The organism is Serratia aquatilis (assembly GCF_044865145.1).
Classification (GTDB): Bacteria; Pseudomonadota; Gammaproteobacteria; order Enterobacterales; family Enterobacteriaceae; genus Chania; species Chania aquatilis.
This window is the reverse complement of sequence record NZ_CP173186.1, coordinates 2,651,600-2,677,236: the sequence shown is the minus strand read 5'-3', so window position 1 is coordinate 2,677,236 and position 25,637 is coordinate 2,651,600. Positions and strand designations below refer to the sequence as shown.

The window sequence follows — 25,637 nt, the reverse complement described above, 5'->3', positions numbered from 1 at the left end:
CCTAATTAAATAGATGGATGGGCAAGTTGGCCTGTAAAAGACGCCCGTAGGCGATTTATTGTGGCGTTAACCGGTTCGTTTTGGCAACTTTTTTGCCAAAGTTTACCGATGGTTAAGGCAACATATTATACACGCGGGCAATACGACCACTGCCTGTCACATTAACCGGGGACTCGAAAGCGGCAATGAAACAGGACTCACCTGGTTTTAGCGTCACCTGTTGGCCCTGTTTTTCCAGCGTTGCAGCGCCTTCGACACAGAACACGATGGCAGCGCTATTCTGGCTGAGTGACTGGGGTACGGTAGAGAGATCGTGTAATGAGAAAGCAAAATCCTCGACCGGAATAGGGAAGAACAACTCATTGCCACGCTTTTCTGGCTGAGTCAGTAGACCGGACGCCGGTTGCGGACGGAACTGCAGGTTGGCCAACAGCTCGGGAATATCGATAAATTTTGGTGTCAGTCCAGCACGTAATACGTTATCTGAATTAGCCATCACTTCAAGTGCTACACCGTTCAGGTAAGCATGCGGTGTTTCAGCATACAGGAACATGGCTTCGCCGGGAGCCAGCTTGACCACATTGAGTAACAATGGAGAGAACAGCCCGTTATCATCTGGATAAAAGCGAGCAATAAAACGAAGCGTATCCCAAGGTTCGCCTTGCTGATTGTTCAATGCGGCTTTTAAAACCCCAAGGGCCAACGTTTTCTGCTCACCGCTCATGCCTAGCAGGCTGGCAAACAGGGTTGCAAGGTGGGCAGCATCCGGCTGTTGCAGAAAAGCGGCGATATCATGATGTGCGGCTGAGATCGGCTGCAATAGAGAAACGATATCAGAAAGTTCACGGAAGCCATTCATCGCCAGGAAGGGAGTCAGGGCAAAAACCAGTTCCGGCTTATGATTGGGATCTTTATAGTTACGTTCAGCCGCGTCCAAAGCAATACCTGCGGCATTCTCTTTGGCAAAACCTGACTCGGCTGCTGCCTTGCTCGGGTGGACTTGAATGGAGAGAGGTTGCTCTGCACAGAGTACTTTGAACAGGAAAGGTAACTCGCCAAAGCGCTGCGCCACTGCCGCACCCAGCTGTTTTGGTTGGTCACTATCAATCACATCACGTAGTGACTGTAGAGCCCCCGAGGTATTCGCAACTTGCGAACTGCTTTTAGGGTGAGCCCCCATCCACAGTTCTGCCATAGGCTTACCCGCCGGATTGGCAATGTCATAAAGCCGGGTTAACGCATCAGAGCTGCCCCACGCGTAATTCTGTATGGTATTGACCATTTTTTGCATGATTAATGTCCTGCTTACTCGAAAAAATTGCGCTAAGTAAACAATGTGAAGCAGACGCATGCAAGTCGATATGTCTAAAGATGCGTATTATTCAGAGTGTTAATGCGAATAGTTATTATATCACTATACTGAGGGGGCTTGCTGGCGGGCTTTTGCTCGTTGGCAGCCCCCCTCACTTTCAGACATAGTGCAAAGGAGACCGTGATGGCAGGTGTTCGTATTGAAAAAGACTCAATGGGTCCGATTGAAGTCCCCAACGATCGGCTTTGGGGAGCACAAACTCAGCGCTCGTTGGAGCACTTCCGAATTTCTTCGGAGAAAATGCCCCTCGCACTGATCCATGCGTTAGCGTTAACCAAACGTGCAGCCGCCAGCGTCAACATGGATCTGGGATTACTTTCTGCCGAGCGCGGGAAGGTGATTATTCAGGCCGCCGATGAAGTGTTGGCAGACAAACACCCTGAGGAATTCCCACTGTCTATCTGGCAAACCGGTTCCGGCACCCAGACCAACATGAATATGAACGAGGTACTGGCAAACCGCGCCAGTGAATTGCTGGGTGGTGAAAGAGGAGAAGGGCGGCAAGTTCATCCCAATGACGATGTTAACAAAAGCCAAAGTTCGAACGATGTTTTTCCAACGGCGATGCACGTTGCAGCAGCGATCTCCGTGCGTGAGCATCTGATCCCGGAATTGAAAGCCTTGCACAGTACTCTGACTGCCAAGGCAGAGGCTTTTCGCGACATTGTCAAAATCGGTCGTACGCATTTACAGGACGCGACACCGTTGACGCTGGGCCAGGAGATTTCAGGTTGGGCGGCGATGCTGAAATATAATCTCAAGCATATCGAAGCCAGTTTACCGCATATCTGCGAGTTGGCATTGGGGGGAACCGCTGTTGGTACCGGGCTGAATACCCACCCGGAATATGCCGTACGGGTTGCCCAAAAACTGGCTGAACTGACGGGGCAACCGTTTGTTACCGCACCGAACAAATTTGAAGCTTTGGCCACCTGCGACGCGCTGGTGCATGGACATGGGGCATTGAAAGGGTTGGCGGCTTCGTTGATGAAGATTGCCAACGATGTGCGCTGGTTGGCTTCAGGGCCACGCTGCGGGATCGGCGAAATCGCTATCCCGGAAAATGAACCCGGTAGCTCAATTATGCCAGGGAAAGTGAATCCCACGCAGTGCGAAGCCGTGACCATGCTTTGTGCCCAGGTGTTGGGTAACGATGTGGCGGTGAATATAGGCGGCGCTTCTGGTAATTTTGAACTGAATGTGTTCCGCCCAATGGTTATCCACAACTATTTGCAATCGGTGCGCTTATTGGCGGATGGACTCCGCAGTTTTAATCAACATTGTGCGGTGGGGATCGAGCCGAATCGTGAGCGTATCAGCCAATTACTCAACGAATCGCTGATGCTGGTGACCGCGCTGAATACCCATATTGGTTACGACAAAGCGGCTGAAATCGCCAAAAAGGCGCACAAAGAGGGTTTGACGCTAAAAGCTGCGGCCTTGGCGTTGGGCTACCTTACCGAACAACAGTTTGATGAGTGGGTACGTCCAGAGGAGATGGTTGGTAGCATGAAGAAATAACCATAGTGGTATCCCTCAATTGCGCGCGAGCGCCGCTGGCGGGCAATTGAGGAACACAGCCTAGGCTCGATCTTTCGGGCCTGGCACTAGGCTCTTTTATTTTAGGCTTTGCAGTACAGGTATTAATGCAAGAGGTTCTGAACGCCGGGTATAATCAGCGCTGACTTGCGCAAAAACGATTTCCTTTGTTGGCGCAATAACAAAGCGTGCAGGCATAGGTAATGTCCAACTGCCATCACCATTTAATGCTGCCAGGTCGAGATTGAAACTATTCGAATACAGCTCGATAAGTTCGGCCGTCAGCGCGAAACGCAAACCGAACCGTGCCGCCAGAAGGTTGCCAATATCTGCCAAAATCGGGAACGCCAGATCATTATCCTGCTGCATTTTGCGACCATTCGCTGGTAACTGCGGCGAGACCGCAACCACGCTAGCAGAGTAGCGTTGCAATTCAGGCATCGCCGCCTGCAATGTCTGAAGATCCAAGTTGCAGTATGGGCACCACCAACCACGATAAAAGCTCACAATCAGCGGGCCTTCGGCCAATAATTGCTCAGAAGAAACCCTATTCCCCTGTGTATCCTGCAAAACAAAATCAGGGGCGATATCACCTACCGATAAAGCCGCTTTTTCTGCGCCTGAAGCGATCAGTTCTTCGTTGGCAGAGTGTAACAAGCGATGCACAGCCGAGGGTAGGTTGAACGAAAGATTGCCAGCTTCGAAATCTGCTTTGAATGCGTCGAGTTGATCCTGAAGTTTCATGTTATTCCTTAACAATGCCGGGGAAGCAAAACGGTATGTAGGCAGTTTGCCTATTCTGATGGAATGGGGGTAGAGTGCGAAAATCACTAATGGTTATTCCAATGAGGAATGGTGGGATGGATAAATTCGGCGACTTTGCCACGTATATTAGTGTGTACGAAACGGGGGCATTCTCTGCTGCGGCCCGGCGGCTTAATGTCGGCCAACCGGCGGTTTCCAAAGCTATTGCCCGTTTGGAACAGCAACTGAATACCCGCTTGTTACTCCGCTCAACCCATGGTTTGCGGCCTACAGAAGCCGGGCAGCAGTTTTATCTGCGAGCCAGACGTATTCTGCAAGACGTTGCGGAGACCGAATCAGCAATATCTGGCTCAGCTGAGGTGCTCACTGGCCGTTTGCGCGTCTCTTCAGCCTCAGTGTTTGCCCGTTTGATCGAGTTAGCTGATTTAACTGGCTTCCTGCAGAGCAATCCTGCACTGGCAATGGATTTATTACTGGATGAAGGGGAATTGGGGCTAATTGAAGAAGGTATCGATATTGCCTTGCGCATCGGCGATTTGCCCGATTCCGCATTTACCGCCCGAAAACTGGGCGTGGCGCAACAGTATGTGATTGGTGCCCCAGCCTATTTCGAGCGTGCGGGCATACCTGAGACGCCGCGAGAATTGCTTCGGCACGAGATGGTGATCCAGCCCCGTTCTCTTGTGGCTGAGCAATGGGTATTTACCCGCCAGCAACATCGGCAGGAAGTTGTATTGCTTGGTCGGGTTCGGGTCAGTGCAGCCGAGTGCCTGCGTGAAATGGTGATTGCCGGATTTGGTGCCACCATCGCATGTGAAGGGCTATTTCGCCGCGAAATAGCTAATGGCAGCGTGGTTGCCGTTTTAGCCGACTGGCAATTACCGCCACTGCCGTTGTGGGCGGTTTTCCCCAGCGGCCATTTTATCCCAGCTAAGGCCCGAGCCTTTGCTGACTTTGTTCAACTATTGCTAACGAATGCTGGCACGCATAAAGGGTTGGACGAACTGAAGCAAGCCAACCCATGCCTTGTCCTGTGAGTAAAGCGTTGTTTCGGGTTACAGTGACCCGTTATAATCGCCAACCATTTTCCTCTGCGCCAACTTTTTACCGGGAGTCATGCATGTCCCGCACGCAACGTTTGCTCGAACTGATGCAACTCCTGCGCCGTCATCGTTACCCCGTTACTGGGTATTCCCTGGCTGAAGAGCTGGGGATTAGCATGCGTACTCTGTATCGCGATATTGCCACCTTGCAGCAGCAAGGTGCAGATATTGTTGGTGAAACGGGGATTGGCTATGTGCTGCGACCAGGATTTATGCTACCGCCACTGATGTTCTCGCAACAGGAGATCGAAGCGCTGGTTCTTGGTGTTCGTTGGGTTGAACACCGGGGCGATAGCCAGCTTGCCCGGGGAGCGACCAATGCGTTGGTGAAGATTGCTGCGGTGCTGCCGGATGAATTGCGGGAGGAACTTGATGCCAACACTCTTCTGATTGGCCCTGTGTCTACAGCCTATGCTGACGATGATGTCCTGGTAATGATCCGTGAGGCTATCCGCCTTGAGCGCAAGGTGAGGGTTGAGTATTGCGATAATGCAGGCAATAGCAGTGAGCGCGTTTTGTGGCCTTTTGCTATGGGTTACTTCGAGCAGATACAGGTTCTGATAGCCTGGTGCGAATTACGCGGTGCGATCCGCCATTTTCGTATTGACCGAATTGGCCAACTCACTCCGCTAGAACAGCGTTATCCGCGAGGACGTAGAGCATTAATGAAAATGTGGCGGGAAAGTGAAGGTATTTCCTCGTCACCTGTTACTACTGCCAGAAACTGACAGTAGGGCTAAGTACATTAAGGTTATCAGAAGCCAACCGGCTAATCTCACGAGGATAACCCTATGCTAAGCCCGACAATGACAATTATTTATGTTGATAGCCCGGAAAGGAGTGCTGATTTCTATCAACGTTTATTAGGTGCTGAACCGGTAGAACTTTCGCCTACCTTTGCCATGTTTGTCTTCAATAACGGTTTCAAACTGGCCATGTGGTCAAAACATACCGTTGAGCCAGCGGCAAAAGCGGTTGGGGGCGGAACGGAAATCTGTTTCGTGTGCCAACAACCAGAACAAGTTGATGACATTTATCAGCAATGGCTTGCCAAAGGGCTGACTATTGCACAGCATCCGCTAGAAATGGACTTTGGTTACACCTTTGTTGCCGAAGATCCCGATGGACATAGACTGCGTGTTTATAAACTCAATGAATAACAGCGCCTAGGCTATATACAGATGAAGGCGTTTCACCAGCAGGCGTAAAGGTTTGGCGTCCGGTTTGTATTTATGTTTGATCCTTGCAGCATCGTAATTAAGCAACTCGCCAATTTTAGGTACCTGAGCGCCAAGATCTTGCCGGCATAGTACGATCAGAGGTAGCGGGCAGGGGTGCTGTACCTGCTTCTGTTGCTGCTGATACCACACACGAGCGATCGGCTGTACTTTTACCGGTCGCTTGATTTTCAACACCGCATCTTGCGGCACGCGGCTAACATCGTCCCATTCGCGGCTGACCAATTCGGACCATTGTTCACGGCTATATGGCGGGACGGAGCGGCCCGCCTTCAAGCTTTTCTCCAATTGAGCGAGAATATCGTCACGTTTCACATTTTTGATAATGTGTTTATTTGCCCAGCCGAAGCGAACCGAGTCCGGGTTGGTGAGCAGGGTGATTGAACGATATGCGCTAAGTGTGATCAATCCACGCAGGTGATTATGCACAAACTCAAAACGCTGCTCAGGTGCCAACCCCGATTCGGTGGTGATAATCTGCTCCAATTCTGCTTTCAGGCGGTTTATCTGTGCAATAAGGTGCTGTAGCGCGAGATCTTCCGCCTGTTCGACCGCTAGACAAACCACGCCAGGCAAGCGCACTGCTGCCTTGCTACTGACATGTTGTGGATTATGGTGGATAAACAACCGTTGATAGTGTTCCAGTGCCAAATCACGCGCTGCAGGGCCAACATGTTGCTCTACCTGGATCTGTTCGACAGCATTGTGTTCCATACCTTTCTCGATCTCAGGCAGGCTAAACACGCGAGCGGCCAGTAACCGCAGTGGCAGGATTTGCTGGCGTAGTAAGGCGAGTAACTGTTCCAGCTCGGCAAAACGCGAGTTCATTCTACCAATGAGATCATATTTATCCATGTTACCCTCATTTTTTAGTTACAACATACATTGAAATTGTAGCAATAAACGGCGACAACTTCAGCCATTACACAATCATTAACACCGAGTAGTACAAGCTCTATAGCAAGATAAACGGTACCTTCTTCGTTATGAAGAGTGCAGATTGTTAAATGAGGGTGGCTTCGGGCAGTTTCTTTAAGCGATAGGCAACAAACAGTGCCAATAACAACATCAAACTGATAAAAATCACCACGCCGTTCCAACCGACATTGTGCCAGAACACGCCACCTAATGTACCGGCAACGCTCGACCCCACGTAATAACTGAATAAATAAAGAGAAGAGGCTTGCCCCTTGGCTCGGCGAGCTCGGCGGCCAATCCAACTGCTGGCGACAGAGTGTGCAGCAAAAAAGCCGGCGGTAAATAACATCATGCCGACAAATATTACGGCGAGCGGCGCCAGGGCCGTCGTGAGGATCCCAATCAACATAATCATGATTGAAACTAGCAGCACCGGGCCACGGCCAAAGCGAGAGGTAAGTGCGCCAGCCTTGGGTGAACTGTATGAACCGGTAAGGTAGACGACAGATAACAGACCAACTAAGGCTTGGCTGAGATAGTAAGGGTCAGCGAGCAAGCGATACCCGATGTAATTGAACATGGTGATGAAACTGCCCATTAGCAGGAAGCCTTCAGCGAACAGCAACGGTAATCCCTTGTCATGCCAGTGTAATTTAAAGTTAATCAGCAGGGTGCGTGGGCGTAAGGAACTGGCCCGAAAATGTTTGGAAGGCGGTAAAATACGCCAGAACATGCATGCCGCTGCCAAGGCAAACAGCCCAATCACCGCCAGCGAGATCCGCCAGGAGAAGAAATCGGTTAGTACACCAGTCACCAAGCGCCCACTCATCCCACCAATCGAGTTACCACTGATATACAACCCCATGGAAAAGGCTACAAAACTGGGGTGGATCTCCTCACTCAGATAGGTCATGCCAACGGCTGCAACGCCACTTAATGAAAGCCCGATCAATGCCCGCATCAGCAATATGCCATGCCAACTGGTCATGAAAGAGCATATCAGAGTACAGATTGCCGCCAGCAACAGAGCTACCACCATCACCGATTTACGGCCAACGGCGTCTGACAACGGGCCTGTGAACATCAAGCCAATGGCCAGTAAACCGGTGGAAAAGGAAAGCGAGAGGCTACTTTCGGCAGGAGAGATGCCAAAATCTTGTGAAAGTACCGGCAAGATAGGCTGTACGCAGTACAACAACGCAAACGTCGCCAGCCCAGCAGTGAACAGAGCCAGCGTAACTCGCATGAACTGGGGGGTTCCGCGTTCAATATGAGGCAGTTTATTCAACGTTGAACGTCGGGGCTTTGGCTCGCTACTTGCAGAAATCGCCAATTGCTCACTCACCGCAGAACGCGAAGGGGTTGTCACAATGTTTCCTTACCGGAGGTGAGAGATTAAAAAATCATCTTAGGCTGCAAATGATAAGGACAGGTAGGTTTTTTGTCTAGGCTAGACTGGCATGCCGTGTGCAAGTTAGGCTGCTTGTGCCGTTTCAATACTCCCCATGACGTTCTGGTGAAACTTGCCATTCTTCTCTTGCATGAACTATTAATTAAATATTCGTTTACTTTTTTACTCTCGATTTCAAATCCTAACGATCTTCGCCGCATCGCATTTTAACTTTTAAAAGTGCAGTTAATCATACAGTAGTCACTACATTCATAAGGATATCGTATGCGTAAGAAAATTTTACCTTTTGTGCTTCGTCCAATGGCGGCAGCCATGACCGCCGCTCTTCTAGGTTACCCTCTGGGAGCTCTGGCGATTAATATTGAAGGTGGGCAAACCGTTATTGTGCCAGACACGCAAAGTTCGCCTTGGAATGTAGGTGGTAATTTGCTTTTGGGTATAAATGGTGATGGTACTTTGATTATTCAGAATGGAGGCATCGTCGCCAGCTCGATTGGTTATCTCGGCGCAGGTTCAACTGGTAATGTTGTTGTTTCTGGCAATGGGTCACTCTGGCAAACTGGGACTATCTATGTAGGTCATTCTAACGATAGTCACGGGATCCTCACAATAGAAAATGGCGGAGTGGTGAATGCTGGGGTCAGTTATATCGGTAGGGTCAACGGTACTACCGGGCAAGTCCTGGTTTCTGGTGCAGGCTCATCCCTTAGCACCGGTTCAGGCTCTTTTTTTGTCGGGTATGGTGGCGTTGGTTCTCTAAAGGTTGAAAATGGTGCCAAGGTTTCTACTGGCTTGACGTTAGGTATTGGTTACAACGTTTCTAACCAACCTACAGGTGAGGGGATGGTTACCGTTGATGGTGTAGGGTCTAGCGTGAACAGCACCACCACGACAGTAGGCAGTGGAAGCAATGGGCAACTGACTATCCAAAATGGTGCTGCGGTTACCAACAATAACGGAAACATCGGCAATACCGGTATATTACCCGGCACAGGCACAGTTATGGTGACCGGTTCAGGCTCCACGTGGACCAATATGGGAACACTCACTATTGGACGGTCACCTGGACGCCAGAGTGGAGCCCTATATATTGAAAATGGCGGTTTGGTCAGTGCTAATAACGTTACAGGAAATGGGGTGCTCTATTTCGATCAAGGTACCCTGCGTGCATTGTCATCTCGGCCCGATTTTATAAACTTGACAGAAACCGATGGGTTACAACTTTTGTCCGGCGGTGCGGTAATCGACTCCAATGGTTTTGATATCAGCTCATCTAATGCCTTTACAGGTGTAGGTTCACTAACCAAACAAGGGGCAGGTACGCTGTTGCTAAACATGGCTCAGCAATATACCGGCGCCACAATTGTTAACGCTGGAACCTTGCAGACAGGCGTTGCTAACGCCTTTTCAAACAGTTCTGACGTGATCGTTAACGGCGGCATACTCAATTTGGCTGGTAATGCCCAATTGGCCAACCGTCTCTCCGGCAGTGGCGGTACCATTGCCCTTAACGGAGCGACCCTCACCGCCAATAATGCCAGTGCAACAGATAACACCCTTTTTGCAGGTACGATAACTGGTGGCGACTTGATTAAAACTGGCGCAGGCCAACTGACCCTCACCAACAACAACACGTTTGGTAACGTCACGGTACAGCAGGGTACTCTGCAATTCTCTCAGGCGAGTAACTCCAGCATTTCAGGCGACTATACCGCCCAAGATGGTGCGACGACTAACATAGGGCAGGTCAACTCAACGCTGAGTATTGGTGGAACATTTACCCAACAGGCGGGTTCAATACTTTCTGCCACACTTGGTGCATCGCCAGACATCACTGCGCAACGGGCACAATTAGGCGGCACTCTATTGATCAACGGTTTTTCTGATGGGCCAGTACCAGTCACTGCGAGCGATGTTGTTCAGCAAGGCTATGTCTTTATTCATACGATAGAAGGCATCCTTGGTGACTTCACCAACAACCCCCTTGTTCCGAGCGGTGTGGATTACCTGATACATGAGGGACAAATCGCTAATGGCGGGCTCGATTATGAGCTGGACTTTCGCTTGGCGTGGACGCAGGGCGATGCTACCGAAGGAACAGGGGACTTTACCCTTGGCGAAGACTCCGCTTTTAACGTCGATATTGCGTTAGTTAACCAGACCGTTCCTGATGGCGGGTTTAGCAGTGGTTGGGATGGTCAGAGTCTGGTCAAAAACGGTGTTGGGCGGTTGTTGCTTTCAGCACAGAATAGCTACACCGGGTCGACCACAGTGAATGATGGGGTACTGCAATTCAATCTTGCAGACAGCATTGTGCCGAGTAGCAACGTCATCGTTAATGGCGGCGTACTCGATCTGAATGGTTACAACCAACAGTTCAACCGTCTTGCTGGCAGTGGGGGAGAAATCCAGTTGAACGGCGCCTCTCTGAACGCCGTCAATACCAGTGCCACGGACGATAGCGTTTACACAGGTAACATCACCGGTGGCGGAACCTTCATCAAGAGCGGTGCGGGCAGCCTGACCTTGAGCGGGAAGACCGCGTGGTCAGGAAATACAGAGCTGCAGGGTGGGAGCCTGATTCTGGATGGCTCCTCTGGCGGTGCACAACTGACCAGTAACATCATCGGGCAGAGTGATACCCAACTGACCTTGCACAACGGAGCAGGTCTGACGGGGTGGATTGACCCGACAAACGTAGCTCTCGATGCCACCAGTCACTGGAACCTGACCGCCAATTCCTTAGTCAATAACCTTTCCAACAGCGGTACGGTCACCTTTGTTGCTCCTACCGCATCGGATTTCAAAACGCTGACGGTAGAGGGAAATTATCAGGGGAATAATGGTCTGTTGGTGTTGAACACCCGCTTGGGGGACGATGCTTCGTTAACAGATAAACTGATCGTCGCAGGGAACACTTCAGGCAACACCCGCGTGCAGATAAACAATGCCGGAGGTAGTGGAGCTGAGTCTTTGAATGGAATTGAAGTCATTAGTGTGGCGGGGCAATCTGACGGGGAGTTTGTTCAGACAGGCCGTATTACTGCAGGGGCTTATGATTATAGTCTGGGGCGTGGCAGTAGCGCAGAAAATGCGCAGAACTGGTATCTGACCAGCCATGCGGCAGAACGTCCGGAAGCTGGCGGCTACGCAGCCAACCTGTCGGCCGCGAATAACATGTTTGTCACTGGCTTGCATGACCGTGAAGGGGAGAGGCAATTCGTTAACGTCCTGACGGGTGAGCAAGAAACAACCAGCATGTGGTTGCGTAACGAAGGAGGACATAACCGCTCGCGTGACACCAATGGTCAGTTGCGGACGCAAGCCAATCGTTATGTGATGCAACTGGGTGGAGAAATTGCTCAATGGAGCAGTAATGGTGTGGATCGCCTCCATCTGGGTGCGATGGCTGGCTACGGCAACAGCAAGAATAGCACGACATCGCAAATGTCCGGTTATAACGCCAAAAGTTCGATAGATGGTTACAGCTTAGGAGTATACGGTACTTGGTACGCCAATGAAGCCGACAAAGTGGGCTTATATGTCGATAGCTGGGCGCAGTACAGCTGGTTCAATAACAGCGTTGATGGGCAGGGTTTGGCTAGTGAAGAGTATAAATCCAAAGGAGTGACAGCCTCGGTTGAGAGTGGTTATACCTTTAAAGTGGGTGAAAATGCAGCTAAAAATGCCACCTACTTTGTCCAGCCAAAAGCGCAGATCACCTGGATGGGCGTGAAAGCTGATGACCATAAAGAAGCCAACGGCACTAATGTGTCCGGCGAAGGCGATGGCAATATCCAGACTCGTCTGGGTGTGAAAGCCTTTATGAATGGTTATGCCGCTCAGGATAAAGGCAAAGACCGCGTGTTCCAGCCGTTTGTTGAAGCTAACTGGATCCACAATAGCAAAGACTTCGGTACCAACATGGACGGCATTCTTGTGAAACAAGACGGTGCAGCGAATATTGTTGAACTGAAACTGGGTGTTGAAGGGCAAATCAATAAACGAGTCAATCTTTGGGGCAACCTTGGCCAACAGGTGGGCAACAAAGGTTACAGTGATACGTCAGCGATGCTAGGTGTTAAATATAAATTCTAAAGACGCTTTCGTATCGAGAATAATCGAATAGCCAATTGAAAAATTGGCTATTTTTTTTGCCCAAAGCCAAAGCAGTCCTGTCGCGTTAAAGGGAGGCTCTGCAAAATCCCCTTGAATGTCACTGACTGGTGACTTAAATTAAGTCACCAGTCAGTGACATTATATTGGAAGATAATTCATGGGTTCCCGTAGTCCTTTACAGCAGCAAAGACGTGTTTTTATCCGCCTTATTGGCGGAAGCATAATTCTAGCATCGGCGGGCTTATTGGCTGGCCGTCATTTCATAGTGGAAGATGATGAGCTCCAGCGTGCTAAAGAGGAGAAACTTGGCGCTAATTCAGATCCGCGCCTAGCTTTAATCGAAAAAGCCTCACTGGCACCTAGCTCACATAATCTTCAGCCTTGGCTGATTGACCTGCGCGGCCCTGCGGACATCATCTTACTTCGTGTGGATCCTGAGCGTCTGTTACCCGTAGCCGATCCTCATGCCAGAGAGACATTGATATCGTTGGGTTGCTTTCTGGAATTATTATCAATGGCCGCGCAAGCAGGGGGCTTTAGATGTGAAATTATTGAGTTCCCGGAGGGCAATGCTCCACAGATAACGCCAGTTGCTCCGGTTATCGCGCAGATCCGCATCACTCCCGCTACTACCACCGAGCCCTTATTGCCCGAGCCACTCCTGGCTATGCTCGAACAAAGGCGCACCAATCGGCTTCCCTACGATACCCAGCGTACCATCCCGGATGATATTTTAGCTTCGCTACTGGATGCCGGAAGTGTTCATGGCATCCAGGCTGACGGAACGGTAAATCCCGCGTTGTTACAAAAACTCAATCCACTGGCAGAGAATGCTTGGCAGACGGAAATGAGTAATAGTGAGACGGTGCTAGAGTCGCTAAAGCTCACCAGAGTGGGTAAAAAGGAAATTGAATACCACCGCGATGGTATTGCAGTCAGCGGTTTTCTGCCTGAAATGGCTGCCACTTTCGGGCTGTTTCCCAGGGATCGCGTTCCCGAGCCAGACTCAACGTTTATGCGCAGTATGATTACCACGGGTAAGGAACAAGGCCAAACCGCCGCAGGTTGGATATGGCTCTATAGCCAGGGGAACAGCCATGCGCAGCAGATTGCTGCTGGGCGTGCGTATGTTCGTTTGCAGTTGGCTGCCGCACAGTCCCATATTGCAATGCAACCTATGTCTTTTCTGCTAAGCGAAGCCCCTGCAATGCAGCCTCACCAAAAAGATTTATATGACAATACCGAACTCAATTCCGATCAACATCGCCTGCAAATGCTGGTTCGTATTGGCTATGCCGATCCTGTAGCCGCGTCGCCCCGCCGCAGGCTTAGTGACTTTATTCTGGAGTAAACCATGGAAAAACAAAATATCACCTCAGTGGCTAGCACTAAACGGGGCCGTAACCGTCAACAAACAGAAACGGATATTCTCGCTGCCGTTGGCCGCGTGCTGGCACGCGATGGCTTCACCGGCATTGGTATAAATGTCATTGCGCACGAAGCCAATATAGATAAAGTTCTTATTTATCGTTATTTTGGTGGAATGCCCCAGTTGTTGGAAGCTTTTGGTCTGTCTGGGAACTTCTGGCCCTCGGTTGATCAGTTAATTGCAGGGCTCGATCTGGCAACTTTACCTTTGGCTCTGCGCCTACAGATGGTTTTTGAGCGTTTTATTGATGCTTTACGTAGCAGCCCCCTAACGCTGGAAATTCTGGCGATGGAGGTTACCGCGCCCAATGAACTCACAGCAACTCTGGACGCGGCCCGCGAAAGGTGGGGGAGAGATCTCGCTGAACGACTGGCCGGTGAGCACCCCATTACTGCGAACTGGAACATCAATATTTCGCTCTTATTTGCGGGTATCCAGTATTTACTTTTACGCGCACGTAATACCGTCCTTTTTAGCGGCATGGCTATCCAGGAAGATGAATGTTGGCAAGAAATCAAGAAAAGCCTGTCATGGCTGTGTTTGCGCATGACTCAAGCAGAAGAACAATAGACAAATAAGGGAATATTCAATGGAAAGTAACAGATCGCTAAGAATTAAAGTATTGCTGTTAAGTCTTATGCTGGCAGGTTGTGCAAAATTACCAGACTCATCTTACCGTAATGTGCCGGAACATAATTCCTTAAAAATTATGCAACAAGATCGCGCCTTTGTTCTGGCTGTTCACCCGAATTTTAATGTGAGCCAATATGATGGATTAATCCTGGGCGAAGTAACAATGCGCAAATCCATAGACGGCAATAAAAAAGAGGTGGTCGAACACGATGACCTGGATAAAACACTTATTCAGCATTTAACACCCCGGCTTAAAGGTTCAAATAGTAACGGGCTACGTATGGATGTTGAAATTTATGATATCCAACCCGTCAGCCCGACACTGAATGTCCTGTCCGCCGTAGTATTGCTGGTTCCACTTGATAGTGGGGAGTTGACCATGAAAACAACTTTCCGCGATAACACAGGGCAAGTACAAGCGGTTCGCATAGAGCGGCTCAGTGGAAGTGTGATGAACATTTCGGAAGGTTTTTCCCGTTATGGAAGGCTGACCGACGCATTAGCCGAATGGACAACACATTGGGATCGTTGGCCTGCCTGTATGAGCGAAAAAAAGGCTAATACCTAGCGATTCGGGAAGCGAGGAATGTCCGTGAAATTACGTTATTCCACTCTAAATTGTGCGCTGAGCCAGTCGGAAAATACATTCATGGCAGCGCTTTGGGCTCGCGATTGCAACCGTGTTAGCCAATAGCCTCCGAGGTTGATTTCAGCGGGAAAGGGACGCGTAAGCTTCCCTGTTTGCAGCAGATGATTGAAAATCCTAGGGGGGGCTAGCGCAATGCCTATACCCAAAAGTGCGGCTTCGATCATCGTCAATGACGAGTCGAAAATCATCACAGGATGCGCGGGTGAAGGCGGATGTTCGTTAATGCTTTGCAACCAGTGCAGCCACTCATCACGACGAAAAGAGCGTAGCAGAGTAAATTTATGTACGTCAGCAGGTTGCTGCAACTGCCGGGCAATCGTTGGAATGCACAGCGGAGACAATGGGGCATCGCAAATAAACTGCGCCTCTGTGCCATGCCAGGCACCGCTACCATAGCGAATGGTGTAATCGTGACCTTCGGCAGCCGGATCAACGCGATTATTGTGGGTGGAGAGTTGCAGTTCAATATGTGGATGACGGCGGTTGAAATCACTCAACCGCGGTAATAGCAACCCCGTAGCAAAGCTTCCCACCACACCCACCTTTAATTTCTCGCGCATTTGCCCTGCAGAGAAGCGATCCAACGTATCGGCAATACGATCGAAAGAATCATTTAACACTGGCAACAAACTTTCGCCTTCGATGGTTAACATCAGTCCGCGCGAAACACGCACAAACAGCGAACAACCCAGTTGCTGCTCTAGTAATTTCACCTGTTGACTTACGGCAGCATGTGTTACATGCAGTTCAATTGCTGCATTAGTAAAACTTAGGTGACGCGCAGCGGCTTCGAAAGCTCTGAGCGCATTTAGCGGAATATAAGGGCGAACCACGATTTCACCTGTAAGATTTTCTTTTATCAGGCGCTAAATTTAACAGTTTGTTGTGGTCTGTCAAATTGGGCAAACTGCTCGCGAATTAACAACCCTGAAGGTTAAAAACAGTGAAATTTATTTCTCAAACGGTGATAGCGACGGTACTGGCATCGGTGTGCTCTATGGGTATCGCGGCAACCCCTGATGTGGAAACTACCGTTAGCAAGGCAATAAAACCTCTGATGCAGCAGCAAGGTATCCCCGGCATGGCGGTGGCGGTGGTCTTTAAAGGCCAACCTTACTACTTTACGTGGGGCATGGCTGATGAAAAACAACTTCGCCCAGTGACAGAAGACACCCTCTTTGAACTGGGCTCAGTGAGTAAAACCTTCACCGGTGTACTGGGTGGCGTAGCCGTGACAAAAGGCGAGATTGCGCTTAACGATCCTGCCAGCAAATACTGGCAGGCACTTAACACGCCGCAGTGGAATCACATCACTCTGCTGCAATTGGCCACTTTTACCGCAGGTGGCTTGCCTTTACAGGTTCCGGATGCAGTTACTGACGAGACTGGGCTGATAAACTTCTATAAACAGTGGCAACCACAATGGTCACCCGGAAAAACGCGTCAGTATGCGAACAGCAGTATTGGTCTTTTTGGGTTTTTAGCGGTAAAACCAAGCGGGCTTTCCTTTGAACAAGCCATGCAACAACGTGTGTTTACGCCGCTTAAGCTCAATCACACCTTTATTACTATGCCGGATGCGGTCAAAAGTTCTTACGCTTGGGGCTACCGCGATGGCAAACCCGTGCGTGTATCACCGGGAATGTTAGATGCAGAATCCTATGGTGTGAAGTCTTCCATAAAAGATATGTCGCACTGGATGCAGGCGAATATGGACCCGCAACGGGTCGAAGATAAGACGTTACAGCAAGCTTTGCGTCTGGCGCAAACGCGTTTTTATCGTACCGACGCCTTATACCAGGGGCTAGGTTGGGAGATGCTTAACTGGCCAGATCAGGCAGCAATGGCAGTTAAGGGCTCCGATAACAAGGTCGCGCTTGGACCGCAGCAGGTGCGGGATGCAAAATCACATCCTCGTGTGGATGCATCATGGGTTCACAAGACCGGAGCAACGGGGGGATTTGGCGCTTATATCGCTTTTATCCCCGAAAAGCAGGTAGGAATCGTTATGTTGGCGAATAAAAACTATCCGAATACCGAGCGGGTAAAAGCCGCGATGCAAATTTTAAAGGCATTACAGTAAGATAGAGGGGCGAATTCTTTCGCCCCTAACTTCGTTCTTATTAGAATGGGTGAATAGTTAAATTGTTATACGCCGGTTAGGGCACAGCAGGCAGGCTAAACCTAACGCGGCCACAAATGACTGACGGTTAAAGCATGGCTAAAGCAGATATCGAAAGCACTAGGCTGTGTCCCTTAATTGCACGCGAGCGCCGCTGGCGGTCATTTGCGCACAGGGCAAGGCGTGAGCCGCGAGGTTTGGTGGACCAAATAAGCGGCGAACAACGCCGCAATGCGCGTAAATGGCCCCAGCCCGAAGGGTCGCGCCCCAAAAGCCCGTTCGAAGTAAAGTCGGGCTTGAACAGAGGGCCACTCTGCCCTTCACCCTCCGCCTTGATAACGGGCTTTTGGGTCTGCGACGGCACCACGGGCAATTAAGGGACACAGCCTAATACTTAATCCGACATTACCCCCCCATAAAATCGCACGAATAAAGCGCAGTTTTCGGCCAGCAGCCCGTCAATTTGTGCTGTGAATCACATAACGAATCAAATAGTTGACGCTTAATTCCAAAAGCCCCACCATACCATTAGTCTTTATTTAGAAGCGCGAAAAATAGTAGGAGCAGGTTTGTGATTGCGGAAGGGCAACCTGGGCATATTGATCAAATCAAGCAGACAAATGCTGGGGCAGTCTATCGGTTGATTGATCGGCTTGGGCCGATTTCCCGTATCGAACTGTCCAAGCGGGCGCAACTTGCACCTGCCAGTATCACCAAGATCGTGCGCGAGTTACTCGAAGCACATCTGGTCAAAGAAACTGAATATCAGGAAGTCGGCAGCCGTGGCCGTCCGGCCATTGGTTTGGTGCTGGATACCGAAGCTTGGCATTACCTCTCTGCGCGTATCAGTCGCGGTACGATCACACTGGCGCTGCGCGATCTTAGTAGCAAAATGGTGGTTGAAGAGCTGTTGCCGCTGGATGCTGAACACCCAGAGCCTTTGCTACAGCGTATCGTTGGTGAAATAGATCGTTTCTTCATTCGTCACCAAAGTAAGCTGGAACGCTTAACAGCGATTGCCATCACCTTGCCCGGTATGATCGATGCCGCTTCTGGTATTGTTCACCGCATGCCGTTTTACGAGGTGAACGAGATGGCATTAGGGCCGGCACTTGAAAAGCTGACCGGGCTGCCCGTTTATCTACAGCATGATATTTGTGCCTGGACAATGGCTGAAGCCCTTTATGGTGCATCCCGTGGCAGTCTGAATGTTATTCAGGTGGTGGTTGACCATAACGTAGGGGCGGGGGTGATCACCAATGGGCGAGTTTTGCACGCAGGCAGCAGCAGCGTGGTAGAAATTGGCCACACCCAGGTGGATCCTTATGGTAAACGATGCTATTGCGGCAATCACGGTTGTCTGGAAACGGTAGCCAGTATTGAAAATATACTGGAAATCGCTCAACAGCGGCTGGGAGGATCCATGACGTCATTGCTACACGGCGCACCGTTGACTGTAGAATCGCTTTGCGATGCGGCTTTGGCAGGTGACCAGTTAGCCAAAGATATTATTCTTGGCGTGGGCCATAGCGTTGGACGCATTGTGGCGATCATGGTCAATCTCTTCAATCCGGAAAAAATTCTGGTTGGCTCACCGCTTAATCGTGCTGCAGAAATTCTTCATCCTGCGATCGCCTCCTGTATTCGGCAGCAATCTTTACCCGCTTATAGTGAGCACGTCAAAGTTGAATCTACGCAGTTTTTCAACCATGGCACAATGCCCGGTGCCGCACTGGTCAAAGATGCAATGTATAACGGTTCATTGTTAGTAAAATTGCTGCAAGGTTGATATAAGTTATTCTTATCAGAACTTCTTATTATTTAGCGACAAAAGATTGAGCTATCTCAAGCCGCTGTTGATTTGCATCCCCTAGACTTTTCTCCGTTTAGCTACACTCGCGCTGTGACTAACGGCGGTTCTTTTGTTAACGGAGCATTTCAGGGCAATTTATTCATGTTAAAGCGTTTATTTGTTACAGGCACGGATACCGACGTGGGTAAGACCGTGGTTTCCCGAGGGTTATTGCAGGCTTTTGCCGCAAATGGTCTTTCAACAGCAGGTTATAAGCCTATTGCTGCGAGTTGCCAGGAAACCAGCGAAGGCATTCGGAATAGAGACGCTTTGGTTTTACAGGCATCTTCCACACTCCCGCTTTCATACGAAGAAATAAACCCGATTACCTGTCTGGACGAAGTATTCCATACTGCATCCACGCAGAATATTGACTACGGCATAATGAGCCGAGGGTTGAAACATCTTTCCGGCAAGGCAGATACCGTGGTGGTTGAAGGCAGCGGTGGTTGGCGTGTGCTGATGAATGATCTGCGTCCTTACGCAGAATGGGTGGTACAGGAGCAATTGCCGATTATTCTAGTGGTAGGTATCAAGTTGGGCTGCATCAGCCATGCTCTCCTGACTGCGCAATCAATTATTAATGATGGCTTACCATTATTAGGATGGGTAGCAAATCGCATTAACCCAGGAATGCCTCACTATGCTGAAACCATCGATGCATTACAGCAACGCATACCTGCACCATTGTTAGGTGAAATTCCTTATCTGCCGCGCGCTGAACAACGCGAACTGGCGCAATATCTGGACATTTCAATTCTGATGGATCGCTACGCATTGTGATAGACAGACCGCGGGCGCAGCCCGCGTGCAATAGTCGTGGCAATAACGCTTGCTAACAGCATACCAGGCAGAAGCGTATATTCCCCGGTCATTTCAAATACCATTAGTGCAGCCATAATTGGGGCATGAGTGGTCGCCGCAAGTAATGTTGCCATACCGGTCAGTGCCATCAGAATTGGTACTGTGCTGCCCAACTCAGGCCACATAGCGCAAAGCTGGCCAATCAAAGAACCCAGCGCAGCTCCAACAAACAGTGTCGGTGTGAATACGCCGCCGGGAGCACCAGAACCGCTGCTGGCCAGCACCGCTAAAAGCTTGCAAATCAGAATGGCTGCCACCAACAAAACGCTCGGTGGCGATGAGAGTAATATCTGCACTACGCTATAGCCATTACCCCAGACTTCGGGAAACAGCAGTGAGAGCAGTCCGACCACCAAGCCCCCCAGAGCCAACTGCAAGGGTGGTATAAGATTCAGCCTGAGGAAAAATCGTCTGCTTGATTCCATCGCCCATAGAAAAGCAGGGCCGCATACGCCCGCCAAAACGCCTAGTAACGCCATCAACAGATATTGGATCGGTAACGGAGCGCTAAATGGCTCCACGATGTACAACGGTGTTTGACCGCCATTAAGCAGATTGGTGATCAACAGTGCGGTTACGGCGGCAATGACTACCGGGCCAAGAGAGGCCAGCATCAGGGAACCAAACAGGATCTCGGCGATAAACAAGCTGCCCGCCAACGGTGCATGATAAGCACTGGCCATCCCGGCAGCCGCAGCGCAAGCCACCCACAGTTTCCATTCCCTTGCGTGGGTAAAACGTTGGGCAAAAATTGAGCCAACCAGCGCTGCCAGCAGGATCATGGCACCTTCACGGCCAATGGCGCTGCCACTGGAAACCACCAACAATGAAGCGAGGCTTTTTACCAGGCTGGCCCCAACATCCAGTCTCCCATCACCGGTATTGATTGCTTCCATATAATCGGTGGGAGCCGCAGAACGCAGGGGCTGATAACGCTGGTAAAGCCATAGCAATAAACCCGCTGCCAGCCCACCGAGGGCAGGTGTCAGAGCTCTGCGCCAACTTGGTAGAGCTGCGGCAGCCGCAACCAGACTACCGCTGCCGTGATCCAACAATAGCCATTCGAGCCCAAGCATAGAGCGGTGAAAAAGCCAAACGACCAATGCAGCGGAAACACCGAGAAAGAGGGCAATAAACAGACGCCGTAATAGGGCGCGATAATGGTGCAGATGGACCAATCGTTTCATACGCTGGCAAGCTGTGAGACAAAAAAGGTTAGGGGAGTATTGTGCTTGCCCACTGGCCTGAAGACCAGTGAATCTTTTACTATCTACCTGATTTGCGAACAAACAGCGTAGAAACTTACGCCAACTTCGAGGGAATCATTAACACTTTGATTTTAATTATTTAACACTCGTCAAGTTCTTAACAAACTTTACTTGTCCATCAGGCTGTATGTTGCTCTCGCTCCAGCCAAGATGACGGTAAAATCCGTTAGCGCGCACCTGCATATTGCTATCTGTTTCTAGCCAAACGTCAGCACATCCCATCTCTTTAAGCCAGTTCTCTGCCTGGTTCATTAATTTGCGGCCTAAGCCCTGTTTTTCGAAGCCAGGCTCGACAAACAGTGCAAAAATGGTGGCGTTATCTGCGTGGGCCATAGCGAAAGCGCGAATAACTCGATCAATTTCAACTACCCATCCGCGGCCTCTACCTAATAACATCGCTGGTAATGATTCTGGCGTTATGCCGTATTTTGCTAAAACAGCCATGGAGGCTTTGTTTTCATTCACACTGATGCGAACACGAAAAATATCTGTAATGTCTGTAGCGTCTGCGACTCTTATTAACATGGTGGCCTCGGTTTTTTTCTGTTCATATTTTAAATGGAGGTAGTAGGCTAAAAATGCAGCTAAAGGATATCTGATTTCGAGCGCGTTTTTGATTGATTTTTAACCCCGAGTTTGCATTAATTGCTTCACGACCATAATGTTTGTGACGTTGTCACTAAATGTCTAAATGATGCTTTCTTTAACCAGAAAAGTGCAGAATGGATTTTGACAACTCACAGAGCATTATCCGGCTGTTATACTCTGTGAAAAGCAGAACAAGAGACTCTCGCTAACCTAATGACTACTCAAGTATCTTTTACCCCAGTTGCTCGTCGGCCACTTATCTTGATCGCCTGTATGCTGGCGATGTTCATGTCTGCCATTGAAGCGACCATCGTCGCTACGGCGATGCCAACGATTATTGGCGATCTTGGCGGATTTTCGCTGTTGGGGTGGGTGTTTTCCGTCTATTTATTGGCACAGGCTATTACCATCCCCATCTATGGCCGATTGGCCGATTTATATGGGCGCAAACGTATCTTTTTCTTTGGTGCCACTTTATTTCTGCTGGGTTCTATCCTGTGCGGCTTTTCGCAAAATATGTACTGGTTGATCGCTTTCCGCCTACTGCAAGGGCTTGGTGCGGGTGCGATCATGCCGATCGCCACTACCATCATCGGTGATATTTACAGTGCTACCGAACGGCCTAAAGTCATGGGCTATATTTCCAGCGTTTGGGGTGTTTCTGCAATTATTGGCCCATTACTCGGGGCATTCATTGTGCAACATCTGCCATGGGCATTGGTGTTCTGGGTGAATTTGCCTATTGGTTTGTTGGCCATGTTTTTCCTGGGCCGCTATTTACCTGCTCACCAACAGGTACGCCAGCACGCTCTGGATCTGGCAGGAACGGCCTGGCTGACAATTTTTGTCTCTACTTTGTTGCTGGCACTGCTCCAGGCAGAAATGCTAGGCGTGTGGGTGCTCCCACTGTTAGTGTTCTCTCTGGTTTCCTTGATCATGCTTATCCGCCAGGAACGCCGTGCCCCTGAGCCGCTGTTTCCTATTGAATTGTGGCAAAACCGCGTGATTATAGCGGGCAATATTGGCGGGATTGCCATAGGAGCGGCAATGATGGGCATCAGCGCGTTCCTGCCAACCTTTATTCAGGGAGTAAAGGGAGGAACTCCACTTGAGGCAGGGACGACCTTGGCGTTGATGTCGATTGGTTGGCCGCTGGCCAGCACGCTGAGTGGTCGTCTGATGCTGTTGACCTCTTATCGCACAACGGCATTGCTTGGTGCCTTGCTGCTGGTTGTCGGTGGGTTGATCCTGTTGTTGTTACAACCTACCGGTGGTCTGCTGTGGGGCCGTGTTGCTGCTTTTATGGTGGGGGCAGGTATGGGGTTATGTAACACAACCTTCCTGGTCTCGGTGCAAAATGCGGCGCATTTCAGCATTCGAGGGATTGCTACCGCTTGTACGGTTTTTACCAGGATGGTTGGGTCGGCTATCGGCACCGCTATCCTTGGTGCAGCGCTCAATATCAATCTGCAAATGCGATTACCGCAAACGGACGATCCTCTGCAGCAATTAATGGATCCGGCGCTACGCCACGCATTGCAACCCGATGCCTTGGTGTTTATTACAGCTCAGGTTGCGGCTTCCCTGCATTGGGTATTCCTGACTTCGGCTTTGATATCGCTGTTTGCGCTGGCTGCGGCTATGCTGATCCCGGCGCGTCATCGGCCACAGGGGGAAGGTGAAGAGGCTAAGCAGACGTAGGCTTAAAAATAAAGGGCGCAGTTTGCGCCCAGTAGCGGATTATTGCGAAGATTGGGTATCTTGACTGGTGCCGGTTTGCGGCGTATCAACGCTGTCATCACCATTATTTGAGCGAATATAAACAATCTTCTGGGTGTCTTGTCCGCAATGGCCAACAACCTGTCCACCAGCCTGACTTACCTGATCGTTTGGCACAATGACCAACTTGAAGCCAGACTCAGGAACACCATTGTTAACAATCTTTTGTGATATGTCCGCTTTAATACTCTCGCATGAGGCAAAAGCAGCCAGCGGAGCGGTTGTCAGCAACAGAACACCAATCACAAGCGCTTTTTTCATCATTCAATCCTTATTTGAGAATGAGTATCCCTCATCACAATAACAGCTTTAAGGTGAATGGTTTAACCTTATTTGTCGATTATGGATTAATCTGGCGCCCGGTTTTGCGATCAAGGCATTTGCGGGTGTTTGGCTCCCAATAGGCGCTGAGATTACTGCTATCGTTGCAGCGCTCTTCAGCATCGATGGCATGATCCAGCTTGTCAAACTCCTTCTCAACACGGGTATTCACCTTGTTACGCAAGGACTTGGTATCATTCCACTGTTCTTTATTTTCACGAGCCTGCTCGTTGCTCAACGCCGCACCACCACTACCGTCGACAGTGACGCAAGTGCTGCCCTGGGTACAGGTGGCAGCCAAGACAGGGGCCTGCCAGGCTCCAGCGAAGATCAGCATGGCAACCGGCAGCATCCCGCGTAGCACTTGTTGAATGGAAAATAATTTCATCGTTTCGTCCTTATAAGTTAGTGTTGCCTGTTCAGCAGCACCGGCTGTTAATCCGGCTAAATATATCACCGTGATCTTGTCTTGCACCAGCACACAGCCGCATTCGTTTAATTTACAGAGAGATTGTATCAGTGATGTTAAAAACCACCTTGTTGTTCTTTGTCACCGCATTGGCTGAAATCGTGGGCTGCTTTCTACCTTATCTGTGGCTAAAGAAAGGCGGCAATATCTGGTTATTGCTGCCTGCGGCGGCTAGCCTGATGATGTTTGTTTGGTTACTGACACTGCACCCGGCTGCAAGCGGGCGTGTCTATGCCGCCTACGGTGGAGTATATGTGGCAACAGCGTTGCTGTGGCTAAGAGTGGTTGATGGGGTAAAACTTTCGTCAATGGACTGGTTGGGAGCCGGCGTGGCGTTATTGGGAATGTTGATTATCGTTTCTGGTTGGCGAACAACCTAAGCAGCAATGGCAGGGGGCAAACCCTGCCAAAAAGAGATTATTACCCGCGGTGAATGCTCAGCCCCGCGAACGACTGACAGACCGGCATCATTTCCAGCGTATTAATGTTGACTCGAGCAGGCAGGGTAGCTACCCAGAATACCGACTCGGCAATATCTTCTGGTGTCAGCGCGTCGGCACCTTGATAGGTTTTCCCCACTCTGCCGTCATCGCCCTTGAAGCGGACATTGGAGAACTCGGTGCCACCTACCATGCCCGGCTCGATGTCGGTGACGCGAATACGGGTGCCGTGCAGGTCTGCGCGCAACCCTAGGCTGAACTGTTTCACGAAAGCCTTGGTAGCACCGTAAACGTTACCCCCGGCATAAGGCCAGTTGGCAGCGGTAGAACCGATATTAATCACATGGCCAATATCCCGTTCCACCATTGCAGGCAGTAACGCACGGGTCATATTTACCAGCCCTTTGGTGTTAGTATCGATCATGGTTTCCCAATCGTCGGCATTAGCTTTATGCGCAGGCTCCAGGCCTAACGCCAAACCGGCGTTATTGACCAGAACATCGATATTTCGTAGTGAAGCCGGCAACGCTTCGACGGCCTGTTGAATGGCTGCACGGTTGCGGACATCAAGGCGCACAATATGCAGCGCTTCACCCAACTCTGCCTGTAAAGCTTCCAGGCGTTCCAATCGGCGGCCCGCGGCAATGACCTGATGACCCTCACGCACAAACTTACGGGCAATAGCTTCACCAAATCCGGAGGTGGCACCCGTGACAAAAATGATCATGTTACTGTTCCTCAACTGTTTTCCCTGCGTC

General features: G+C 50.2%; 23 protein-coding genes. 13 read left to right on the top strand and 10 right to left on the bottom strand.

Annotation, left to right across the window (positions count from 1 at the left end; translation table 11 throughout):
• Positions 1-112: 112 nt before the first annotated feature.
• Positions 113-1,291, bottom strand: a complete 1,179-nt coding sequence (manA, locus tag SAQUA_RS12005) for a mannose-6-phosphate isomerase (RefSeq protein WP_380675165.1) — start codon at positions 1,289-1,291, stop codon at positions 113-115.
• Positions 1,292-1,495: 204 nt separating this feature from the next.
• Here manA and fumC point away from each other — a divergent pair, with 204 nt between their 5' ends.
• Complete coding sequence (fumC, locus tag SAQUA_RS12000) at positions 1,496-2,893, top strand: class II fumarate hydratase (RefSeq protein WP_380675163.1); 1,398 nt, start codon at positions 1,496-1,498, stop codon at positions 2,891-2,893.
• A gap of 96 nt (positions 2,894-2,989) precedes the next feature.
• On the opposite strand, the gene SAQUA_RS11995 is transcribed toward fumC, so the two are convergent.
• Positions 2,990-3,655, bottom strand: coding sequence for a peroxiredoxin-like family protein (locus SAQUA_RS11995; RefSeq protein WP_380675161.1), 666 nt, complete (start codon positions 3,653-3,655; stop codon positions 2,990-2,992).
• A gap of 116 nt (positions 3,656-3,771) precedes the next feature.
• Between SAQUA_RS11995 and SAQUA_RS11990 the strand changes: the two genes are divergently transcribed.
• The 3 genes from SAQUA_RS11990 (at position 3,772) to SAQUA_RS11980 (ending at position 5,939) form a co-directional block, all read left to right on the top strand.
• Complete coding sequence (locus tag SAQUA_RS11990) at positions 3,772-4,713, top strand: LysR family transcriptional regulator (protein ID WP_380675159.1); 942 nt, start codon at positions 3,772-3,774, stop codon at positions 4,711-4,713.
• A gap of 83 nt (positions 4,714-4,796) precedes the next feature.
• Complete coding sequence (locus SAQUA_RS11985; protein WP_380675157.1) at positions 4,797-5,507, top strand: helix-turn-helix transcriptional regulator; 711 nt, start codon at positions 4,797-4,799, stop codon at positions 5,505-5,507.
• 63 nt (positions 5,508-5,570) lie between these two features.
• Positions 5,571-5,939 (top strand): VOC family protein, encoded by a 369-nt coding sequence (locus tag SAQUA_RS11980; RefSeq protein ID WP_380675155.1) that lies wholly within the window; start codon positions 5,571-5,573, stop codon positions 5,937-5,939.
• Between the two features lie 6 nt (positions 5,940-5,945).
• Here the strand turns inward: SAQUA_RS11980 and tus are convergent, their stop codons facing one another.
• Positions 5,946-6,872, bottom strand: coding sequence for a DNA replication terminus site-binding protein (tus, locus tag SAQUA_RS11975; RefSeq protein ID WP_380675153.1), 927 nt, complete (start codon positions 6,870-6,872; stop codon positions 5,946-5,948).
• Positions 6,873-7,020: 148 nt separating this feature from the next.
• Positions 7,021-8,304, bottom strand: a complete 1,284-nt coding sequence (locus SAQUA_RS11970) for an MFS transporter (RefSeq protein ID WP_380675151.1) — start codon at positions 8,302-8,304, stop codon at positions 7,021-7,023.
• Between the two features lie 306 nt (positions 8,305-8,610).
• Between SAQUA_RS11970 and SAQUA_RS11965 the strand changes: the two genes are divergently transcribed.
• From SAQUA_RS11965 to SAQUA_RS11950, 4 genes are all read left to right on the top strand, one after another.
• The gene (locus tag SAQUA_RS11965; RefSeq protein ID WP_380675149.1) at positions 8,611-12,444 is read left to right on the top strand and encodes an autotransporter outer membrane beta-barrel domain-containing protein; all 3,834 of its coding nucleotides are present in this window, start codon (positions 8,611-8,613) and stop codon (positions 12,442-12,444) included.
• Between the two features lie 178 nt (positions 12,445-12,622).
• Complete coding sequence (locus SAQUA_RS11960) at positions 12,623-13,816, top strand: Acg family FMN-binding oxidoreductase (RefSeq protein ID WP_380675147.1); 1,194 nt, start codon at positions 12,623-12,625, stop codon at positions 13,814-13,816.
• A gap of 3 nt (positions 13,817-13,819) precedes the next feature.
• Positions 13,820-14,464 carry a TetR/AcrR family transcriptional regulator gene (locus SAQUA_RS11955; protein ID WP_380675145.1) on the top strand — a complete coding sequence of 215 codons (645 nt, stop codon included), beginning with the start codon at positions 13,820-13,822 and terminating at the stop codon, positions 14,462-14,464.
• Between the two features lie 19 nt (positions 14,465-14,483).
• Positions 14,484-15,095: a hypothetical protein gene (locus tag SAQUA_RS11950; RefSeq protein ID WP_380675143.1), complete on the top strand. Its 612-nt coding sequence runs from the start codon at positions 14,484-14,486 to the stop codon at positions 15,093-15,095.
• Between the two features lie 35 nt (positions 15,096-15,130).
• Here the strand turns inward: SAQUA_RS11950 and ampR are convergent, their stop codons facing one another.
• Positions 15,131-16,009 (bottom strand): LysR family transcriptional regulator AmpR, encoded by an 879-nt coding sequence (ampR, locus tag SAQUA_RS11945; RefSeq protein ID WP_380675141.1) that lies wholly within the window; start codon positions 16,007-16,009, stop codon positions 15,131-15,133.
• A 164-nt stretch (positions 16,010-16,173) separates the two neighbouring features.
• Here ampR and ampC point away from each other — a divergent pair, with 164 nt between their 5' ends.
• The 3 genes from ampC to bioD all read left to right on the top strand — a co-directional run bounded on the left by ampC (position 16,174) and on the right by bioD (position 19,933).
• A complete protein-coding gene (ampC, locus tag SAQUA_RS11940; protein WP_380675996.1) occupies positions 16,174-17,259 on the top strand; it encodes a class C beta-lactamase in 1,086 nt (361 codons plus the stop codon).
• Positions 17,260-17,869: 610 nt separating this feature from the next.
• Positions 17,870-19,087 (top strand): ROK family protein, encoded by a 1,218-nt coding sequence (locus SAQUA_RS11935; RefSeq protein ID WP_380675139.1) that lies wholly within the window; start codon positions 17,870-17,872, stop codon positions 19,085-19,087.
• A 165-nt stretch (positions 19,088-19,252) separates the two neighbouring features.
• Complete coding sequence (gene bioD / locus SAQUA_RS11930; protein ID WP_380675137.1) at positions 19,253-19,933, top strand: dethiobiotin synthase; 681 nt, start codon at positions 19,253-19,255, stop codon at positions 19,931-19,933.
• Here bioD and clcB read toward each other — a convergent pair.
• Together clcB and SAQUA_RS11920 are read right to left on the bottom strand one after the other, a co-directional pair.
• Positions 19,921-21,201 (bottom strand): voltage-gated ClC-type chloride channel ClcB, encoded by a 1,281-nt coding sequence (clcB, locus tag SAQUA_RS11925; RefSeq protein WP_380675135.1) that lies wholly within the window; start codon positions 21,199-21,201, stop codon positions 19,921-19,923. The genes bioD and clcB overlap by 13 nt on opposite strands.
• A 156-nt stretch (positions 21,202-21,357) precedes the next feature.
• Positions 21,358-21,807 (bottom strand): GNAT family N-acetyltransferase, encoded by a 450-nt coding sequence (locus SAQUA_RS11920; protein WP_380675133.1) that lies wholly within the window; start codon positions 21,805-21,807, stop codon positions 21,358-21,360.
• Positions 21,808-22,083: 276 nt separating this feature from the next.
• Here SAQUA_RS11920 and SAQUA_RS11915 point away from each other — a divergent pair, with 276 nt between their 5' ends.
• The gene (locus SAQUA_RS11915; RefSeq protein ID WP_380675130.1) at positions 22,084-23,571 is read left to right on the top strand and encodes an MDR family MFS transporter; all 1,488 of its coding nucleotides are present in this window, start codon (positions 22,084-22,086) and stop codon (positions 23,569-23,571) included.
• Positions 23,572-23,610: 39 nt separating this feature from the next.
• Here the strand turns inward: SAQUA_RS11915 and SAQUA_RS11910 are convergent, their stop codons facing one another.
• Positions 23,611-23,910 carry a DUF1161 domain-containing protein gene (locus tag SAQUA_RS11910; protein WP_380675994.1) on the bottom strand — a complete coding sequence of 100 codons (300 nt, stop codon included), beginning with the start codon at positions 23,908-23,910 and terminating at the stop codon, positions 23,611-23,613.
• Between the two features lie 79 nt (positions 23,911-23,989).
• On the bottom strand, positions 23,990-24,358 hold the full coding sequence (locus SAQUA_RS11905) for a DUF1283 family protein (protein WP_380675128.1): 369 nt from the start codon (positions 24,356-24,358) through the stop codon (positions 23,990-23,992).
• A 134-nt stretch (positions 24,359-24,492) separates the two neighbouring features.
• On the opposite strand from SAQUA_RS11905, the gene SAQUA_RS11900 reads away from it, so the two are divergent.
• The gene (locus SAQUA_RS11900; RefSeq protein WP_380675992.1) at positions 24,493-24,819 is read left to right on the top strand and encodes a YnfA family protein; all 327 of its coding nucleotides are present in this window, start codon (positions 24,493-24,495) and stop codon (positions 24,817-24,819) included.
• Between the two features lie 40 nt (positions 24,820-24,859).
• On the opposite strand, the gene ydfG is transcribed toward SAQUA_RS11900, so the two are convergent.
• Positions 24,860-25,606 carry a bifunctional NADP-dependent 3-hydroxy acid dehydrogenase/3-hydroxypropionate dehydrogenase YdfG gene (ydfG, locus tag SAQUA_RS11895; protein ID WP_380675126.1) on the bottom strand — a complete coding sequence of 249 codons (747 nt, stop codon included), beginning with the start codon at positions 25,604-25,606 and terminating at the stop codon, positions 24,860-24,862.
• Positions 25,607-25,637: the final 31 nt, after the last annotated feature.

Excerpts from the sequence above, each read along its gene's own strand:
- SAQUA_RS11950 (WP_380675143.1), top strand. The coding sequence starts at position 14,484 with ATGGAAAGTAACAGATCGCTAAGAATTAAAGTATTGCTGTTAAGTCTT.
- SAQUA_RS11900 (WP_380675992.1), top strand. The coding sequence starts at position 24,493 with ATGTTAAAAACCACCTTGTTGTTCTTTGTCACCGCATTGGCTGAAATC.
- SAQUA_RS11920 (WP_380675133.1), bottom strand. The coding sequence starts at position 21,807 with ATGTTAATAAGAGTCGCAGACGCTACAGACATTACAGATATTTTTCGT.
- ampC (WP_380675996.1), top strand. The coding sequence starts at position 16,174 with ATGGGTATCGCGGCAACCCCTGATGTGGAAACTACCGTTAGCAAGGCA.
- SAQUA_RS11955 (WP_380675145.1), top strand. The coding sequence starts at position 13,820 with ATGGAAAAACAAAATATCACCTCAGTGGCTAGCACTAAACGGGGCCGT.
- SAQUA_RS11995 (WP_380675161.1), bottom strand. The coding sequence starts at position 3,655 with ATGAAACTTCAGGATCAACTCGACGCATTCAAAGCAGATTTCGAAGCT.
- manA (WP_380675165.1), bottom strand. The coding sequence starts at position 1,291 with ATGCAAAAAATGGTCAATACCATACAGAATTACGCGTGGGGCAGCTCT.
- SAQUA_RS11905 (WP_380675128.1), bottom strand. The coding sequence starts at position 24,358 with ATGAAATTATTTTCCATTCAACAAGTGCTACGCGGGATGCTGCCGGTT.
- SAQUA_RS11985 (WP_380675157.1), top strand. The coding sequence starts at position 4,797 with ATGTCCCGCACGCAACGTTTGCTCGAACTGATGCAACTCCTGCGCCGT.
- SAQUA_RS11965 (WP_380675149.1), top strand. The coding sequence starts at position 8,611 with ATGCGTAAGAAAATTTTACCTTTTGTGCTTCGTCCAATGGCGGCAGCC.
- SAQUA_RS11915 (WP_380675130.1), top strand. The coding sequence starts at position 22,084 with ATGACTACTCAAGTATCTTTTACCCCAGTTGCTCGTCGGCCACTTATC.
- SAQUA_RS11990 (WP_380675159.1), top strand. The coding sequence starts at position 3,772 with ATGGATAAATTCGGCGACTTTGCCACGTATATTAGTGTGTACGAAACG.
- SAQUA_RS11960 (WP_380675147.1), top strand. The coding sequence starts at position 12,623 with ATGGGTTCCCGTAGTCCTTTACAGCAGCAAAGACGTGTTTTTATCCGC.
- bioD (WP_380675137.1), top strand. The coding sequence starts at position 19,253 with ATGTTAAAGCGTTTATTTGTTACAGGCACGGATACCGACGTGGGTAAG.
- fumC (WP_380675163.1), top strand. The coding sequence starts at position 1,496 with ATGGCAGGTGTTCGTATTGAAAAAGACTCAATGGGTCCGATTGAAGTC.
- SAQUA_RS11980 (WP_380675155.1), top strand. The coding sequence starts at position 5,571 with ATGCTAAGCCCGACAATGACAATTATTTATGTTGATAGCCCGGAAAGG.
- SAQUA_RS11910 (WP_380675994.1), bottom strand. The coding sequence starts at position 23,910 with ATGAAAAAAGCGCTTGTGATTGGTGTTCTGTTGCTGACAACCGCTCCG.
- ydfG (WP_380675126.1), bottom strand. The coding sequence starts at position 25,606 with ATGATCATTTTTGTCACGGGTGCCACCTCCGGATTTGGTGAAGCTATT.
- tus (WP_380675153.1), bottom strand. The coding sequence starts at position 6,872 with ATGGATAAATATGATCTCATTGGTAGAATGAACTCGCGTTTTGCCGAG.
- clcB (WP_380675135.1), bottom strand. The coding sequence starts at position 21,201 with ATGAAACGATTGGTCCATCTGCACCATTATCGCGCCCTATTACGGCGT.